The sequence below is a fragment of the Nonomuraea rubra genome (genome assembly GCF_014207985.1).
Taxonomy (GTDB): domain Bacteria; phylum Actinomycetota; class Actinomycetes; order Streptosporangiales; family Streptosporangiaceae; genus Nonomuraea; species Nonomuraea rubra.
The window spans coordinates 6401255-6417377 of record NZ_JACHMI010000001.1 but is presented as its reverse complement, the minus strand read 5'-3'; the positions used below and the strand labels follow the sequence as shown (position 1 = coordinate 6417377).

The 16123-nt window shown below is 72.8% G+C and carries 15 protein-coding genes and 2 pseudogenes; 5 read left to right on the top strand and 12 right to left on the bottom strand.

The annotated features are described in order from the left end of the window. Positions 1-14: 14 nt before the first annotated feature. From HD593_RS29230 to HD593_RS29220, 3 genes are all read right to left on the bottom strand, one after another. Positions 15-413 carry a VOC family protein gene (locus HD593_RS29230; RefSeq protein ID WP_185105231.1) on the bottom strand — a complete coding sequence of 133 codons (399 nt, stop codon included), beginning with the start codon at positions 411-413 and terminating at the stop codon, positions 15-17. Between the two features lie 144 nt (positions 414-557). Beyond that, positions 558-1238: a cation efflux transmembrane domain-containing protein gene (locus HD593_RS29225; protein WP_185105230.1), complete on the bottom strand. Its 681-nt coding sequence runs from the start codon at positions 1236-1238 to the stop codon at positions 558-560. After that, the gene (locus tag HD593_RS29220; protein WP_185105229.1) at positions 1235-1618 is read right to left on the bottom strand and encodes an ArsR/SmtB family transcription factor; all 384 of its coding nucleotides are present in this window, start codon (positions 1616-1618) and stop codon (positions 1235-1237) included. The genes HD593_RS29225 and HD593_RS29220 overlap by 4 nt, the downstream gene beginning before the upstream one ends. A gap of 223 nt (positions 1619-1841) precedes the next feature. Between HD593_RS29220 and HD593_RS29215 the strand changes: the two genes are divergently transcribed. Both HD593_RS29215 and HD593_RS29210 read left to right on the top strand, forming a co-directional pair. Next, a complete protein-coding gene (locus HD593_RS29215; RefSeq protein WP_221525035.1) occupies positions 1842-4571 on the top strand; it encodes a helix-turn-helix transcriptional regulator in 2730 nt (909 codons plus the stop codon). A gap of 57 nt (positions 4572-4628) precedes the next feature. Beyond that, the gene (locus HD593_RS29210; RefSeq protein WP_185105227.1) at positions 4629-5543 is read left to right on the top strand and encodes a polysaccharide deacetylase family protein; all 915 of its coding nucleotides are present in this window, start codon (positions 4629-4631) and stop codon (positions 5541-5543) included. Here HD593_RS29210 and HD593_RS29205 read toward each other — a convergent pair. The 4 genes and pseudogenes from HD593_RS29205 to HD593_RS65205 all read right to left on the bottom strand — a co-directional run. Next, positions 5503-6270 carry a class I SAM-dependent methyltransferase gene (locus tag HD593_RS29205; protein ID WP_185105226.1) on the bottom strand — a complete coding sequence of 256 codons (768 nt, stop codon included), beginning with the start codon at positions 6268-6270 and terminating at the stop codon, positions 5503-5505. The genes HD593_RS29210 and HD593_RS29205 overlap by 41 nt on opposite strands. A 42-nt stretch (positions 6271-6312) precedes the next feature. After that, on the bottom strand, positions 6313-6879 hold the full coding sequence (locus tag HD593_RS29200) for a dihydrofolate reductase family protein (protein ID WP_185105225.1): 567 nt from the start codon (positions 6877-6879) through the stop codon (positions 6313-6315). Positions 6880-7013: 134 nt separating this feature from the next. Next, positions 7014-8126 carry a serine hydrolase domain-containing protein gene (locus tag HD593_RS29195; RefSeq protein WP_185105224.1) on the bottom strand — a complete coding sequence of 371 codons (1113 nt, stop codon included), beginning with the start codon at positions 8124-8126 and terminating at the stop codon, positions 7014-7016. Further along, a pseudogene (locus HD593_RS65205) lies at positions 8123-8350 on the bottom strand (hypothetical protein); the annotation flags it as partial. The gene HD593_RS29195 and the pseudogene HD593_RS65205, both read right to left, overlap by 4 nt. 159 nt (positions 8351-8509) lie before the next feature. Here HD593_RS65205 and HD593_RS29185 point away from each other — a divergent pair. Together HD593_RS29185 and HD593_RS29180 are read left to right on the top strand one after the other, a co-directional pair. Continuing rightward, on the top strand, positions 8510-9349 hold the full coding sequence (locus tag HD593_RS29185; protein WP_185105223.1) for a DsbA family protein: 840 nt from the start codon (positions 8510-8512) through the stop codon (positions 9347-9349). Beyond that, positions 9342-10154, top strand: a complete 813-nt coding sequence (locus tag HD593_RS29180) for a cytochrome c biogenesis CcdA family protein (protein ID WP_185105222.1) — start codon at positions 9342-9344, stop codon at positions 10152-10154. Before HD593_RS29185 ends, HD593_RS29180 begins: the two co-directional genes overlap by 8 nt. Positions 10155-10222: 68 nt before the next feature. Here the strand turns inward: HD593_RS29180 and HD593_RS29175 are convergent, their stop codons facing one another. After that, the gene (locus HD593_RS29175) at positions 10223-10672 is read right to left on the bottom strand and encodes a hypothetical protein (protein ID WP_185105221.1); all 450 of its coding nucleotides are present in this window, start codon (positions 10670-10672) and stop codon (positions 10223-10225) included. Positions 10673-10895: 223 nt separating this feature from the next. Between HD593_RS29175 and HD593_RS29170 the strand changes: the two genes are divergently transcribed. Continuing rightward, positions 10896-11615: a transglutaminase-like domain-containing protein gene (locus HD593_RS29170; protein WP_221525034.1), complete on the top strand. Its 720-nt coding sequence runs from the start codon at positions 10896-10898 to the stop codon at positions 11613-11615. A 15-nt stretch (positions 11616-11630) separates the two neighbouring features. Here the strand turns inward: HD593_RS29170 and HD593_RS29165 are convergent, their stop codons facing one another. The 4 genes and pseudogenes from HD593_RS29165 to HD593_RS61940 form a co-directional block, all read right to left on the bottom strand. Next, positions 11631-11933 (bottom strand): ArsR/SmtB family transcription factor, encoded by a 303-nt coding sequence (locus HD593_RS29165; protein WP_185105220.1) that lies wholly within the window; start codon positions 11931-11933, stop codon positions 11631-11633. Positions 11934-11968: 35 nt separating this feature from the next. Next, the gene (locus HD593_RS29160) at positions 11969-12481 is read right to left on the bottom strand and encodes an SRPBCC domain-containing protein (protein WP_185105219.1); all 513 of its coding nucleotides are present in this window, start codon (positions 12479-12481) and stop codon (positions 11969-11971) included. Between the two features lie 86 nt (positions 12482-12567). Beyond that, positions 12568-13455: pseudogene (locus HD593_RS61945) on the bottom strand (threonine ammonia-lyase); the annotation flags it as partial. Positions 13456-13610: 155 nt separating this feature from the next. Continuing rightward, positions 13611-16019 carry an MFS transporter gene (locus HD593_RS61940; RefSeq protein WP_341850713.1) on the bottom strand — a complete coding sequence of 803 codons (2409 nt, stop codon included), beginning with the start codon at positions 16017-16019 and terminating at the stop codon, positions 13611-13613. Positions 16020-16123: the final 104 nt, after the last annotated feature.

Genomic DNA, 16123 nt, shown 5'->3' with positions numbered 1-16123 from the left:
ATCCCTTCTTGCGGTCAGCGTGCCGGGAGCGTGGCGTACAGGTCGATGCCGTTCCCGTCCGGGTCGGCCACCGTCGCGTACCGCATACCCCAGAACGCGTCGAACGGCTCGGCGAGCCCCCGGTACCCGGCCTCCGCCAGCTCGGCGTACTTGGCGTCCACCCCGGCCGGGGACTCGAACTCGAAGCACAGCAGCGTGCGCGGCCCGCCGACCGGCGCGCTCCAGCCGGGCAGGAACGGTGTGCGGAAGCCCTCGGTGTCCAGCATGACGTGCAGCCCGTTCGGCAGGTCGCAGCCGGCGTGCTCCGGGGAGTGCTCGTCGAGCTTGAACGCAAGTCCCAGGCGGGCGTAGAAGGCGATCGAGGCGTCCAGGTCGGACACCACGATGTCGATGGTGTTCAGGATGGGATTCATGCCGTGCTCCTTCGGATTCTGTCGCTGAGGCTTCCCGGGCCGCCCGCGGGTCACGCGAGCTCCCTGCCCGGGCCCTCACCTCACAGACGATCCACCGAGCCCCCGATACGACAGCCGCGCCGGATTGTTTCGGCGCGTGCCACCTCAGTCCCCGGAAGGCGCGCAGCAGGAGCAGCCGGGAGCGCAGGTGGCGCACTCCTGGGCGGCCGGCGGGGTGGCGCAGCAGGCGTCACCCCGCCACGCCTCGCGGCCTTCCTTCACGGCGACGGCCGCGATCACCAGCGCGGCGATCGGGTCGGCCCAGGACCAGCCGAAGGCGCTGTTGAGCGCCAGCCCCACCAGCAGCACGCCGGACAGGTAGGTGCACAGCAGGGTCTGCTTGGAGTCGGCCACCGCGCTGGCCGAGCCCAGCTCGCGGCCGGCGCGGCGCTGGGCGCGGGACAGGAACGGCATGACGACCAGCGACAGCGCGGCCAGGATGAGGCCGGGGGTGGAGTGCTCGGCCTCGCCGGTGCCGAGCAGGGCCCGTACGGCGTCGAAGGTGACGTAGGCGGCGAGCGCGAAGAACGAGATCGCGATGACGCGCAGCGCTGCCCTCTCCCGCCGCTCGTGATCGGCGGCGGAGAACTGCCAGGCCACCGCGGCGGCGGAGGCGACCTCCACCAGGGAGTCGAGCCCGAACCCGATCAGCGCGGCCGAGGAGGCCATGGCGCCGGCGGTGAGGGCCACGGCGGCCTCGATCACGTTGTAGGTGATGGTCGCCGCGACCAGCAGCCGGATCCGGCGCTGCAAGGATGCCCGCCTGTCCGGGTTCAGCGTGATCACGACGCTGCCTCCCCGGCGAGGTCGCCGACGTGCGCCGGGCACAGCGTCACGGCGTGGCCGGTGGCGGCCAGGAGCTGCTCGGCCGAGGCCAGCAGGTCCATCAGCTCGGGCCGGGTCAGGGAGTAGAACGACTGCCTGCCCTCGGCCCGGTAGTCGATCAGCCCGCAGTCGCGCAGGCAGGCCAGGTGCTTGGAGACCGTGGACTGGGCCAGGCCGAGCTGGGTGGTCAGGTCCACCACCCGGGCCTCGCCGCGGGCGAGCCGCTGCACGATGCGCAGCCTGGTCTCGTCGGCCAGGGAGTGGAACAGCGCGGCCGCCGGGGAGAAACCGGCCGCGATGTCCGCGCTGACACAGCTGCCGCCATCAGAATTAATCGCCATATGGGGATGATAGCCCGAATTTGTTATGTTCGGCACGTCAAAGTCGTCGAAAGAGCCATGTGGAAGGGTGCGGATCGCGCCTCCGCCGGCTCTTGATCGAAGCCAGGCGGAAGTGGCATTCTGACGAGCGCGCCCGATGGTTGCTGACGTGGCCGCGCCGGCGGGTGAGCACTGAACGGGGGCGTGAACGGGCATGGGGACGCCACCTGACCTCACGCCGCTGTTGGACCGGCAGCGAGAGCGTGACGAGCTGGACGGCCTGCTGGGCGATGTGCGATCCGGACGCGGGCGCGCCCTGATGCTGCGGGGCGAGGCGGGCGTGGGCAAGTCGGCCCTGCTGCGGCACGCGGTCGAGGCGGCGGCCGACATGCGGGTGGCGCGCGCGGCGGGTATCGAGTCGGAGATGGAGCTGGCGTTCGCCGGCCTGCACCTGCTGGTGGCACCGCTGCTGGACCGGATCGAGGGCTTGCCGGGTCCGCAGCGCGACGCGCTGGCGGTCGCGTTCGGGCTGCGGCAGGGGCCCGCGCCGGACCGGTTCCTGGTCGGGCTGGCGGTGCTGACCCTGCTGGCCGAGGCGGCGGAGGAACGCGCGCTCCTGTGCGTCGTCGATGACGTGCAGTGGCTGGACCAGTCGTCGGCGCAGGTGCTGGCGTTCGTGGCGCGGCGGCTGCTGGCCGAGCCGGTGGGGCTGATCTTCGCGGCGCGCGAGCCGGGCAAGCAGTTCCACGGGCTGGCGGATCTGGAGGTGCGTGGCCTGCCGAAGCCGGAGTCCCTGGCGCTGTTGCGCTCGGTGGTGCCGTTCCGGCTCGACCAGCGCGTCCGAGACCGGATCCTGGCCGAGACGAACGGCAACCCCCTCGCCCTGCTGGAGTTGCCACGCGGGCTGAGCCCCGCTCAGCTGGCGGGCGAGTTCGGGCTGGTGGAGGCGCAGGCGGTGCCGACGCGGATCGAGGACGGCTTCCGGCGCCGGCTGGGAGCGCTCCCGGCGGAGACCCGGACGCTGATGCTGGTCGCGGCGGCCGAGCCGACCGGCGACCCCCTGCTGGTCCTGCGGGCGGCCGGGCGGCTGGGAGTTCCCTCGTCCGCGGCGGAGCCCGCGCGGGCCGAGGGACTGCTGGAGCTCGGGGTACGGGCGCGGTTCCGGCATCCGCTGGTGCGGTCGGCGGTGTACTCGGCGGCCTCGCTGCCGGAGCGGCGGGCGGCGCACGAGGCGCTGGCCGGGGCGACCGATCCCGCATCCGACCCCGATCGCCGGGCCTGGCACCGTGCGCACGCGGCGCTGGAGCCCGACGAGGCCGTGGCCGGCGAGCTGGAGCAGGTGGCCGGCCGGGCCCAGGCCCGCGGCGGCATCGCGGCGGCGGCGGCGTTCCTGAGGCGCGCGGCCGAGCTGACGCCAGATCCGGCCCCGCGCGCAGCCAGGGCGCTGGCCGCGGGACGGGCCGCCTTCGAGGCCGGGGCCCCGGAAGCGGCGCTGGAGCTGCTCGTCTCGGCGGAGATGGGCCCGTTGACCGAACTCCAGAGCGCACAGCTGTCCAGGCTTCGCGCCCAGATCGTCTTCGCGCGAAGGCGCGGCGGTGAGGCCCTGCCGCTGCTGCTCGACGCGGCCGGCCGGCTGGCATCCTTCGACGCGGGACAGGCGCGTGAAGCGTACATCGAGGCCATCGGATCAGCGGTCTTCGCCGGCAGGCTGGGCGAGCCCGGCGTCCTGCGGAAGGTCGCGGAGGCCGCCCGCACCGCGCCCGCGGGACCACGGCCGCCGCGGCCGGTCGACGGCCTGCTCGACGGCCTGGCGACGCGGTTCGCCGAGGGGTACGTCGAGGGCGCGCCGCAGTTGCAGCGTGCGTTGCGGGCGTTCCGGCGGGAGGCGGAACGCGACGAGGACGACAACATGCGCTGGCTGTGGCTGACGTACCTGGTCGCCGCGGACCTGTGGGACGACCGGACGTTGCATGAGCTGACCACGCACGCGGTCCGCACGGCCCGCGAGACCGGTGCGCTCAACTTCCTCCCCCTGGCCCTCACCTACCGCGCCGCCGTGCACATCTTCGCCGGCGAGTTCGACGCGGCGGCCGCGTTGATCGAGGAGTCCGACGCGATCTTGAAGGTGACCGGCAACTCCTACCTCGGTTACGCCTCGGGGCTGCTCCTCAGCTGGCGTGGCCAGGCCGAGGTGCCGGCGCTGCTCGGCGCCCGTGCCGAGTGGGCGAGCACCTGGAACGAGGGGCGATCGATCGGTGGGCGCCACTACGCGAGCGCGGTGGTGTACAACGGTTCTGGCCGGTATCGAGAGGCCCTGACCGAGGCGGAACGGGCGTGCGAGTACGACGATCTGGGATTCGCCGGGTTCTCCCTCCTCGAACTGGTCGAGGCGGCCGCCTGCGGCGACGCCCCCGAGGCGGCCGCGGCCGCGCTGCCGCAGATCGAGGAACGGGCCACCGCCAGCGGCACCGACTGGGCCCTCGGCATGCTGGCCCGGTCCAGGGCGCTGCTGTCCGGCGGACAGGCCGCCGGACCGCTGTACCGCGAGGCCATCCAGCACCTCCAGCGCAGCCGGGCCGCCGCCTATCTCGCCCGCACCCACCTGGTGTACGGCGAGTGGCTGCGCCGCGAGAACCGCCGCGCCGACGCGGGCGAGCAGCTGCGCACCGCCTACGACATGCTGCGGCGCTTCGGCGCCGAGGCCTTCGCCGAACGTGCCCGCCGCGAACTCCTGGCCCTCGGCGAGACCGTTCACCCGAGCACCGGCAGCACGCCCGACCGGCTGACCCCGCGGGAGCTCCAGATCGCCCGCCTGGCGCGGACGGGCCTGTCGAACCCGGAGATCGCCGCCCGGCTGTTCCTCAGCCCGCGAACCGTCGAGTACCACCTGGGCAAGGTGTTCACCAAGCTCGCCCTCACCTCCCGCCACCAGCTCTCGCAGGCGCTGCCAGACGAAGGCCACGACGGTGCGTGAGCCCAGGACCCTCACTCGCACACCGCCCCATGTCCCCCCGCGAAGGGAGCCTCTCGCATGACCGGACAACAGCCCTGGCACTGGGACGAGCAGACGTGGCGCGGCCACGTGAACCGGGTACGCGCCGGCCGCTCCCTGCGCCCCGCCTCCTGGCCGGGCGGCGCCCGCGTCGCGGTCGCGCTGTCCTTCGACTCCGACCACGAGACGATCCCGCTGCGCGGCGGCGAGACCCGCCCGGGCGCGCTCGCCCAGGGCGAGTACGGTTCCCGCGCCGGCGCGCCCCGGGTGCTGCGCCTGCTGGACCGCTTCGGCATCCCGGCCTCGTTCTTCATGCCGGCGGTCTCGGCCCTGCTGCACCCCGAGGAGGTACGCGACTACGCCGCCGCCGGCCACGAGGTCGCCATGCACGGCTGGATCCACGAGAGCAACACGCTGCTCGGCCCGGCCGAGGAGCGCGAGCTGGCCCTGCGCGCCGCCGACACCCTGGAGAAGCTCTCGGGCACCCGCCCGGTCGGCATCCGCACCCCGGCCTGGGACTTCTCCGACCACACCCTGGCCATCACACGCGAGCTGGGGCTGCGCTACGACTCCTCGCTCATGGCCGACGACGATCCGTACGAGCTGCTGGCCGACGGCGAGCCGACCGGCGTCGTGGAGATCCCGGTCGAGTGGATCAGGGACGACGTGCCCTACCTGGCGTTCGACCTGGGGCACGTGCTGCGGCCGTACACGCCGCCCCGGCAGGTGGCCGCGATCTGGCGCGACGAGTTCGACGCGGCCGTGGAGGAGGGCGGGCTGTTCCAGCTCACCATGCACCCCCACGTCATCGGCCACCGCTCCCGCATGGCCGCGCTGCGCGAACTCGTCGAGCACATCGACGCGCACGACGGCGTCTGGTACGCCACGCACGCCCAGGTCGCCGAGTACGTCCTCAGCGACCAGAGGCCGGCACCTCGACGACGAAGCACATGAAGCTGATGCCGGAGAACGGCTCGGGGGCCTCCGGGGCGGTCTTCGGCTCGCTGATGACGGCCAGGCGGAAGCCCGCGGCGGTGAAGGCGTCGGTCATCGCGTGCAACGGCCGGCGCCAGAAGGTCAGCGGGTAGGACTGCCCGTTGAACGTCCACAGGTCGGTGTAGCTGGTGGTATCGCGGTAGACGGGCCGGGGCTCCTCGGTCAGCCAGTCGACGAACGGGTGGTTCACCGACGCGATCAGCCGCCCGCCGGGCCTGAGCACCCGCCGCATCTCGGCCAGCGTCGGCCCCCAGTCCTCCAGGTAGTGCAGGACCAGCGACGCGACCACGTCGTCGAACGTGCCGTCGGCGAACGGCAGCGGATCACGCACGTCGGCCACCTGGAGGTCCGCGTCGTCACCGAGCCGCCGCCTGGCCGCCGCCAGCATCCCGGCGCTGGAGTCGATGCCGGTGACGACGGCGCCACGCTCGCGTAACGCGGCCATCAGGGCGCCCGCGCCGCAGCCGGCGTCCAGGATCCGGTGGCCGGTCACGTCTCCGGACAGGGCGATCATGGCAGGCCGCTCGATGTAGGCGTTGAGGAGGCTGTTCTCGGTCTCCGCCACGTACCCTTCGGCGAAGCTGTCGTAGTCGTTCACCCGGACCGCCGGATCGAGAGGCTCGGTTGCGGTCGAGATCCAGGTGGGGCGCTGTCCGGCGGCGGGACGCTCGGGCGTGTGATCCATCGTCGCATCCTAACGATCGTCCAGCAGGGGCGGACGCGTTACCTATTTATTGATCGCGTAGCGCAGGAGCACCACGCCGTTCTCGAACCCGGCGGCCTCGACCAGCCTCAGGTCCCGCCGATCCTCGAAGACCCGCGTTCCCCTGCCGCGTGACACCGGGCAGACCAGCAGCTGCACCACGTCCACGACACCGGCGTCCAGCAGGGAGCGCATGAGCGTCAAGCTCCCCCACAGCCAGATGTCCTTGCCGCCCTGCTCCTTGAGCTCCCGGATGGTGGCGACCGGGTCGCGCGTCACGGTCGCGGCGGGGAAGCCGCCCCAGGGGGCGTCGTCCAGCTTCGACGAGGCGACGAACTTGGTGAGGTTGTTGAGCTTCTCGCCGTACTCGCCCTGCTCGTCGGCGTACGGCCAGTAGTCCTTGGACTGGGCGTAGGTGTTCGCGCCGAGGATCAGCGTGTCGACCGCGTCGATGAGTCCCATCACCCTGGCCTGGAACGCCTGGTTGGTGGTCTCGGAGAAGGGCTCCCCCGACACGAAGCCGAGCCCGCCGTCCTCCTCGGCGGCGATGTTGTCGACGGTGACCCACTGCTGGACGATGAGGTTTCGCATGACGACCGTGTTCTCCTCCGTGTGGCACGCCCGGTGGTGGGCGCGTTCACGACGGGGACGGAGCCGCTCGCGGGTTCTCGACATCCCTTCACGGCATTTTCCCGCGAATTTCGGCGTGCCGGCGAAGCCGGCGGTCAGCCCCCGGGGCAGAGAACCGCCTCGGCCGCCTTCTTCACCAGCGGATCGACGGCGGGGTCCTGGTTTCTCGTGCCCAGCGTGACGGAGACGATGAACTGCAGGCTGCCGTCCCGGTTCTTGTAGGACAGGGCGGTGAAGCCCGGCGAGCCGCCCTTCATCGGCGCGTACTCGCCGCACGCGCGAGGATCGGTCCCCGGGGGCGGCCCGGTGTCGGGGCGGCCGGCGTTCAGCGCGTCCTGCTCCTCCTTCGTCAGCAGGTCGGTGGCCAGCGCCCGGTGGAAGGCGCTCAGATCGTCGGTGGTGGAGATGACGCCTCCGGCGGCGTAGCCGTAGCTCATGTTGAGGCGGTCGACGTCGCGCAGCTCGCCGTTCTCGTCAGGGAAGTAGCCGTGACCGTGCGGCCCCTTGATCGAGTCGGGGAACTCGGCCGGAAGGTAGGTGTCTTTCATGCGCAGCCGGTCGAAGATGCGCTCCTTGAACTCGGCGGACACGGAGTGGTGCGGGGAGAGCTTCTCGATGATCAGCCCGAGCAGGAAGTAGTTGGTGTTGGAGTAGGAGTAGCCCTCGCCGGGCGGGAACGGGCGCGGGAGGTCCCTGGTCCTGGCGATCAGCTCGATCGGCGGGTGGTAGGTGTCGAAGTCGAAGTAGTCGACCAGGTCCGGGGTGTACCAGTTGGGGATTCCGGAGGTGTGGTGGATGAGCTGCCCGACGGTGATCTGGTCGGCGAGCCGCACCAGACCCTGCTCCGCCACCTCGGGCAGCAGGTCGCCGAGCCTGTCGTCCAGGCTGAGGCGGCCCTCGGTGACCAGCTTCATGATGACGACCTGGGTCATGGACTTGGTCTGCGAGCCGATCCTGAAGCGGGCGCCGGGCGGGATCCTGCCGCCCCCGTCCAGCAGCCTCGTGCCCGCCGAACCCCTGTCGGCCCTTCTGCCGTGGACGTAGACCGCGCCGATCGCGCCGACCACCTCGGAGCTGCTCGCCAGCTCGGCGAGCGCCTGCTGCACGTCTCCGAGCTCGGGGCGGCTCGCGGTGGCGGCGGGCATGACGCTCAACGTGAGCATCGCGCAGCCCAGGCCGGCCAGGCTCACTTTCACCGCTCGATTCATGATCGCTCCTGAGTTCCCATGGGGTTCCCCTCGGTGGATGCCGTGCCTCCATCGAACCGAGCGCGGTGTTTCCCCGGCGTTTCCCCGGCGTTTCGGCAGACCACGGCTCCACCCCGGCGCGTGCCCGGGTGGTCCAGGACGTCCGCGAGGCGCCGGTAGGCGCGGAACAGCCGGGACTTCACGGTGCCGAGCGGCAGCCGCAGGTGGGCGGCGGCGTCCTGCTGGCTGCGGCCCGCGAAAGGTCGGCACCAACGAGGTGTGCTGCGGCACGGGTGTCACCACGCTCAGCGCCGACCTGGGCGGCGGCAATGACCGCTTCAAGCCGCTGCTGGAGCTCGACGGGCTGGGGGGAACCTGCTGGAACATGAGGAAAGATGGGGCTCGTGGGGAACGAGCCTGACAAGCACACCCGCCTCCGCTCGCGCGCCCGCGTGCTCGCGGCTGCGGCAGCGGCGGCGGTGGCGCTGGGAGTACTGGCGGTTGCCGCGCTGGACCGGCCGGGCTCCGGTTCCGGCGCCGGCCCGGTAGCGGTCACCGAGCCGGCGGGCGCGACACAGCCGGACGTCACCGAGCCGGCGGAAGCGACACAGCCGGACATCACCGAGCCGGCGGGCGCCACACAGGCGGCCGAGCCGCCGGAGGAGACCGTGCAGGAGACCTCGGGGGAGACCGCGCGGCCGATTCCGACCTGGGAAGGCCCGACGGTCCCGCCGATCGACACCGCCCTGTCCCGCGGGGCGAGCTCGGCGCCCGTCACGATCGTCGAGTTCGGCGACTTCAAGTGCGTGAACTGCGGACGGTTCGCCCGCGAGATCGAGCCCGAGCTGCGCCGCCGCTACATCGACACCGGCGTGGTCCGGCTGTTCTGGCGCGACTTCCCCGCCCAGGGCCGGGACTCCATGCGGGCCGCGATCGCCGGCCGCGCCGCGGCCAGGCAGGGCAGGTTCTGGGCCTTCCACGACGCGGTGTACGCCGACCAGTCCGGCGGCCTCGGCGAGCAGAGGCTGCGCTCGCTGGCCGCCCGGCTGGGCCTCGACCTGGCCGCCTTCGACGCCGACCGCCGCGACCCGGCGCTGCGCGAGGCCGTGGAGCGGGACTTCGCCTTCGGCGCGCAGCTCGGCATGGCCGGCACCCCGGCGTTCCTGATCAACGGCTCGTACTTCTTCGGCGCCCAGCCGCTGTCCGCGTTCGTCAAGCAGATCGAGCAGGCCCGCCATGGGTGAGGTGGGATACGCCGCCGCCTTCCTGGGCGGCCTGTTCGCCCTCCTCAGCCCGTGCAGCGCGCTGCTGCTGCCCGCCTTCTTCGCCTACGCCTTCCCCGGGCACGCCGCCCTGATCGGCCGCACGGCCCTGTTCTACCTGGGCCTGTGCGCGGTGCTGGTCCCGCTGGGGATGGGCTCCGCGCTGGCCACCGGCTTCTTCTACGGCCACCAGGACCTGCTGATCACCGCGGCGGGAGTGATGCTGATCCTGCTCGGCCTGCTGCAGCTCACCGGGCAGGGCTGGGCGATCGGCCCGCTGGAACGGCTGCGCGGCCACGTCCGCGGCGACTCGCCCGGCTCCGTGCTGGCGCTGGGCGCCGTCTCGGGCCTGGCCGGGTTCTGCGCCGGGCCGGTGCTCGGCGCGGTGCTCACCATCGCCGCCGCGTCCGGCAGCACGCTGCGCGGCGCCGTGCTGCTGGCCCTGTACGCGGCGGGCATGGCCGCGCCCCTGCTGGCCCTGGCCCTGGTGTGGCAGCGCTTCGACCTCGGCCGCCGGCGGTGGCTGCGCGGCCATGGCCTCCGGATCGGCCGGTTGCGCCTGCACACCACCACCCTGGCCTCCGGGCTCACCTTCATCGGCCTCGGCGTGCTGTTCCTAGCCTTCGACGGCACCCGCGCCCTGTCCCTGCCGATCCCCGAGGCGTGGGAGAGCGGCCTGCAGCAGGCGGCGGCGGCCGTACGGGTGCCGGATCTGCTGGTGGTCGCCGGGGCGGCGATCGTGCTGAGCGCGCTCGTCGCGTGGCGGCTGCTCAAGACCGGCAAGTGATCACCAGGTGACCCCTCAGCCCCAGCTGACCGGCCGCGCGCCGGGCCATCAGTAGGTCCAGCTCGACTTCAGCCCGGCCTGTTATTCGTCGTTCGGAAAGTAGTTGTGAATGATGAACGCTGGCCCCAGCCCCTTGGCGAAGATGTTGTCGCGCTGATGCCGCAGCTCCAGGGCCAGGCCCCGCCGACGTCACCGTTGCCCCGGTTGTCGTCCTTCCAGATCTCGAACTGCTTGACGCAGGTCCGGCCTTGGAAACAGGTGTTGGCGCAGTTGGGCGCGGACGGCGGGCACCGCACCTGTTTGTGATGGAAATCCCACGTCGGTGCCGCCGGGAATGAGGATCTTCCCCATGCCTCCAGGCAGTGGGCCTCCGACGGGACGTTCCACTTCACGTGGTGCTGCTTGCCGGGCGGCGACAGCAGCGGCTTCATGTTGGTGCAGTTCACGTCGCCGATCTGCTCCTTGGTGACGCGCCGCCTGAGCATGCCGTCGGCGTTGCCGTAGCCGTCGAGCGGCACCCAGTCGCCGCTGCGCCCGAACTTCTCGTAAGTGGCCGGCGGCCGCGTGGCCGGGTCGCCCCGGTGAATGTGGGAGACGTTGCCGCCCTGCGGCTCCCACGCTCATGGATTACGCCACGACCCATTTCCTGTTTCCCGAGAACATTCGGTCGAGGCCAGCGAGCCGGCCTGACCATGGACGACTCTTCAAGAAGCCGGCAAGAGCCTCAAGTATGATCATCGCGTGAATCCGGCGCGCATGCCATCAAGGTCCGCGGGCGAGCCCGCGCCCCGGCGGACAGCGGGCGCGGGAGGTTCGGCGGCCACGCCGATCCTCGACTGGCGGCATCCTCGGGTGCAGGCGTTGCTGACCGAGCTCCGGAACCTCGCTCCAGGCACGGAGCGAGCGTTCCTGATCGCTGCCCACCGGCTCATCGCGGCCCGGGTGCGCCCCGTGTACGCGATGAACGACCAGCAGCCGGTCTCCACCACCCTGCGGCTGGGCCGCGGTTCGTGCAGCCAGCGACTGGCGCTGCTGGAGGCCGTGGCACGCGGCCGCGGGATCAGCACGCGGGTCAGAGGGCTGCTCCTCGACGGGCGTTTCTGGCGTCCGCGCTTCCCGCGGCTGCGGGTGCTGATCCCCCGGCAGGTGGTGCTGGCGTGGCCGGAATTCCTCCTCGATGGTCGATGGGTGGCCGTGTCCGAGCTCTACGGCGAGCTGAACGCGCTGCGAGCGGGTGGCCGGTTCACCAACACGGGCAGGGAGACGCTCTTCGACGCGATCGCGCGCACCGCCGTGGACTGGGACGGTGCCACCTGCTCGTCGTGTGACCTGTCAGGGCAGGTCCGGGCCGATCTGGGCTATTTCGACTCCCGTGACGACCTGTTCGAGCAGCACGGTCAGACCTTGTGCCTGCCGGTACGGCTCCCCGCGGATCTCATCATGAGCCGCCGGGCGGCTTGAGCGACTGCCCGGTGGTCAGGGGTTCTCTTCCAGGTGCCGTTCGAGGGTGTCGAGGGTCCTCGACCAGAACACGCGGTAGGGCTCCAGCCACTGGTCGACGTCCGCGAGGGGGCCCGGCCGCAGCGCGTACAGCCGCCGCTTGCCGTCCTCCCGCACCGTGACGAGCCCGGCCTCGCGCAGCACCTTGAGGTGCTTGGACACGCCGGGCTGGCTGAGGTCGAGCCGCTCCACCAGCTCTCCGGCGGGCCGCTCGCCATCGCGCAGCAGGTCGAGAATCTGCCTGCGGTGCGGCTCGGCCAGGGCGGCGAAGATGCTCATCCGATCATATTACCAGGCGGCGATATGATCTGGCCTCACTGCCGGCCGGCGCGCAGGCTCTCGGCGAAGCGCCGGCCCGGCGCCGGGTCCACGCCGAAACGCTCGGCGTAACGCTCGTGCGTCTCCGCCCAGCCCTGGTGCGCCTCCTCCTCGGAGAGGTATCCGCCGGCGAGGTGGCGGTCGAGCCGCGAGAGGTAGGCGTGCCACCCGGTGGCCGTCTGCGCCGAGCTCGCACGGTCGTCGAGGACGTGGGTGAAGACCAGCCGGCAGCCGCCTTCCTGGGCGGTCAGTTCGAAGCCGTGGGGCTGGCCGGCGTAGGTCCAGGCCAGGCGGTGAGGTGCGGCGGCCTCCGTCACCTCGAGGGTCGCGCCGTAGGACTCGAAGGTCTCGCCCTTGGCCGGCGTCCAGCCGACCGTCGCGGGCATCCAGCGCTCCAGCTCCGCCGGTACGCTGACCGCCCGCCACACGCGCTCGACCGGGTGGGGAAGCGTGCGTTCGAAGCGCAGTGCCGGGCGGCCATCGATCGTTTCCAGGGTCGCGTCGGTCATGGGTTCTCCTCCAGCTGTCGACCAGAACGCAGTTCATATTTCCCTATGGAAATATGAACTGCAACCGGAGGCCATGGCCGGCGGGGTTACGTGCTGCGCACCAGCTCCTCCCTGGTCTGCGTGCCGGTCGCGACGTTGCCGCCGGAGATGATCGCGACCACGGGCCCCGGCGGCAGCTCCGCGCGGTGCGTGAGGTAGGCGGCCGTGGCCACCGCGCCGCTGGGCTCGGCGCGTTCCCCGAGCTCCCGCCCCAGCAGGCCGGCCGCCGCGCCGATGGCCTCCTCGGTCACGGTCAGCATGTCGTCCACGTACCGGTGGATGTGCTCCCACGCCAGCGCGCCGAGCACCGGCGCCCGGAGGCCGTCGGCCCGCGTGCGGTAGGTCAGCCACACCGGCCACGCCGTGCGCGTGCCCGACCGGAAGCTGGCCGCCCCGTCGGCGGCCAGCTCGGGCTCGACGCCGATCACCCGGATCGCCGGGTCGGCCGCCTTGACGGCGACCGCGATCCCGGCCAGCAGGCCGCCGTTGCAGACGGGCACCAGTACGGCACCCGCGTCCGGCAGGTCCAGGCAGATCTCGGACCCGGCGCTGCCGTGCCCGGCGATGACGTCGAAGGCATCCGAGCCGACCACCGTCGCCCCGAACCTGTCGGCCAGCGCCAGGCAAGCCTCCTCCCGCAGCGCGGGCGGCACGATCACCACCTCGGCGCCGAGCCGGCGCGCGGCGCGAACCTTCAGCTCCGGCGCCGTGTCCGGCAGCACGACCGTCGCCCGCAACCCCAGCTCGGCGGCGGCGTAGGCGATGGCCTGCGCGTGGTTGCCCGACGACTGGGCGATCACGTGCCGTACCCCGCGCCCGGCCAGCCGGCCCACGGCGTGCACCGCGCCGCGCACCTTGAACGAGCGGGTGGGCTGCCGGTTCTCCGGCTTGACCCAGAGCCGCTCGCCGGGCAGCCGCACCAGCGGCGTGCGCCGCACGTACGGCGCGATGCGGGCACCGGCCGCCCGCACGTCGTCCGCGGTCACGAGCGTCACGCGCTCGGCATCCGTGTCCTGGACGGCGTCGGCACTCACGCGCCCGGCACTCATGGGCTCGGCACTCATGGGCTCAGCACTCATGGGCTCGGCACTCATGCGCTCAGCACCCTCTCCTGGACGGCGTCGAGGTCGGCCGCGGCCTCCGACGGCGGCGCGGCGTCGGGGACGAGGTCCTCCAGGTGGTGCAGCGGCCGGTACCACAGCCCCAGCAGCCCCCACGCCACCAGGAACACGCCGCTGGCGAGCAGCACCGCCGCGGCGCCCCCGCCCGGCCCGCCGGCGAACCGCCCGGCCCATTCCGCCAGCGGGTCCGCGGAGAGGAAGCCGAGCGGCTGCATGGCCGTGGCGATCATGATGTTCACCGCCAGCACCCGCCCCTGCAGCTCCGGCCCCACCTTGACCTGGATGATCGACAACCAGTGCGCGTTGCCGATGCTCATGCACGCCAGCCGGACGAACAACCCCGCCGCGACCAGCCACACGACCGGCCACACGCCCATGAGCACCACGCCGAGCCCGGACCCGATCACGAAGCCGACCATCCCGGTGGCCCGCCGCCGCGTGCCGCCCCACACCAGCACCACGGCGGTGCCCAGGGCCGCGCCGACACCGCCGATCGCGGTCACCGCGCCCAGGTCCGCCGAGGTGCCGATGGCCAGCACGACCGGGGTGACGAGCACCCACATCAGCGCGGTGCAGAAGTTGACCACCGCGAAGTACAGCGCCATCACCAGCAGCGGCCGCCGCCTGCGGAGGAAGCGCCAGCCGCCGCTGAGCGCCGCCGCGAACGTCTCCTCGCGCCGGTGGAACAGCCGGTCGGGGAAGCGCACCAGCAGCAGCGTCAGCACGCCGATCGCGAACGTGGCCACGTCCACGGCCACCACCGCCGACAACCCGAACAGGCCGATCAGCGCGCCGCCCGCGAGCGGCGCGATCACGTTGCCCGCGCCGAAGCCCACGTTCGCCAGGGCGTTGGCCTGCGGCAGGTACGGTTTCGGCACGAGCTGCGCGATCGCCGCCAGCCACGCGGGCTGCTGGAACGCCGACACGACCGAGGTCACGCCCACGATGGCGCAGACGTTCCAGAACGCCAGCCGGTCGGTGACCAGCAGCAGCACCAGTGCCACCATGGCCAGGCCGGACAGCGCGTCGCAGGCCAGCATGATCTTGCGCCGGTCCACCCGGTCGGCCAGCGCGCCGCCCAGCGGGGTGAGCAGCACGGCCGGGATCTGCGCCAGCATCGTGACCAGCGCCAGGTCCAGGATCTCGCCGCTGCGCTGGTAGGCCCACACGCCGAGTGCGAACGAGCTGAGCGCCGTGCCCAGCGCCGAGACGATCTGCCCGCCCGCGACCGTGTAGAAGGGCCGCAGCCCGGTCCGTTCGGGCGGGCCCACCGGGCCGGGCAGCCGTCCGGCCGACCAGCGGGTCAGGTGCTCCAGCAGCAGCGTGGCCAGCGGCTCGGCCTGGTGGCGCAGGAAGTAGTGACCGGCCCGGGGCAGCACGGCCCGCTCCACCCGCGGGCCGAACGCCGCCCACTCGGCGTAACGCTCCTCGTGGAGCTGGGTGGCGCGGTCGCGCTCGCCGACCAGGCTCAGGATCGGGGCACGCAGCGGCTCCCCGTCCCCGGCCAGCTCGCGGCCGAACCACTCCTGCGCCTGGTCCGCGTCGTGCCGCATGGCCCGTACGGCGGTCCGCTTGGCGGCCTCGTCCATGTCGTCGAGCAGCCCGCCCGAGGCCCGCAGCGCGTCGCGGAACATCCGGTCGGACACCCAGCGGTCGCCGCCGAACAGCCGCCTGACGAGCCCGGGCAGCCGGGCCGCGGGGAAGCTCGCGGCGGCGATCACGCCCAGCACCGGCACGCCGTCCGCCTCCAGCCGGCGCGCCAGCGCGACCGCGGGCGCGGTGCCCACGCAGTGGCCGTAGATCGCGACAGGGCCGGACGCGGTCGCGGCCACCTCGGCGGCCAGAACGCCCACCAGCTCGTCCAGCGGCAGCGGCGGCTCGTCCGGCCGGGCCGGGTCGTGGCCCGGCAGCTCCACGGACAGCACCTCGACGCGGTCGCCCAGCGCCCTGGCCAGCGGCTGGTACACGGCGGCCGACCCGCCGCCGTACGGCACGGTCACCAGCGTGAACTCGCTGGCCCGGCCGCCGCCCAGGCGGTGCAGCAGCCCGCCGCCGTCCTCGCGGCCCAGGAACGCGGCGAGCTCGGCCACGGTGGGCCGGGTGAACAGGTCGATCACCCGCAGCCCGCGGCCGATCTCCTTGACCGCCCGCACCGCGGCGAACGAGTCGCCGCCGAGGGCGAAGAAGTCGTCGCCCGACCCCACCCGCGCCACGCCCAGCACCCCGGCGAAGGCCCGGGCGACGAGCTCCTCCTCCGGCGTCGCGGGCGCCGCGTACGCGGCCTGCTCGGCCACCGGCTCGGGCAGGGCGGCCCGGTCGATCTTCCCGTTCGGGTTGAGCGGGAGCCGGTCGAGGGCCACGACGTGCGCGGGCACCATGTAGTCGGGTAACCGCTCGCGCAGCGCCGCGCGCGTGGCCGCGGCCTCCACCGTGGCGGGCGTCACCCAGGCGGCGAGCTGCCTGCGGCAGCGCCCGCAGCGCG

What these genes read in the sequence shown, in the direction of transcription:
- HD593_RS61940 (WP_341850713.1), bottom strand. Translation starts at nt 16,019, where the DNA reads ATGGTGCCCGCGCACGTCGTGGCCCTCGACCGGCTCCCGCTCAACCCG.
- HD593_RS29195 (WP_185105224.1), bottom strand. Translation starts at nt 8,126, where the DNA reads ATGAATCGAGCGGTGAAAGTGAGCCTGGCCGGCCTGGGCTGCGCGATG.
- HD593_RS29205 (WP_185105226.1), bottom strand. Translation starts at nt 6,270, where the DNA reads ATGGATCACACGCCCGAGCGTCCCGCCGCCGGACAGCGCCCCACCTGG.
- HD593_RS29200 (WP_185105225.1), bottom strand. Translation starts at nt 6,879, where the DNA reads ATGCGAAACCTCATCGTCCAGCAGTGGGTCACCGTCGACAACATCGCC.
- HD593_RS29160 (WP_185105219.1), bottom strand. Translation starts at nt 12,481, where the DNA reads ATGACCGACGCGACCCTGGAAACGATCGATGGCCGCCCGGCACTGCGC.
- HD593_RS29220 (WP_185105229.1), bottom strand. Translation starts at nt 1,618, where the DNA reads ATGGCGATTAATTCTGATGGCGGCAGCTGTGTCAGCGCGGACATCGCG.
- HD593_RS29210 (WP_185105227.1), top strand. Translation starts at nt 4,629, where the DNA reads ATGACCGGACAACAGCCCTGGCACTGGGACGAGCAGACGTGGCGCGGC.
- HD593_RS29180 (WP_185105222.1), top strand. Translation starts at nt 9,342, where the DNA reads ATGGGTGAGGTGGGATACGCCGCCGCCTTCCTGGGCGGCCTGTTCGCC.
- HD593_RS29165 (WP_185105220.1), bottom strand. Translation starts at nt 11,933, where the DNA reads ATGAGCATCTTCGCCGCCCTGGCCGAGCCGCACCGCAGGCAGATTCTC.
- HD593_RS29230 (WP_185105231.1), bottom strand. Translation starts at nt 413, where the DNA reads ATGAATCCCATCCTGAACACCATCGACATCGTGGTGTCCGACCTGGAC.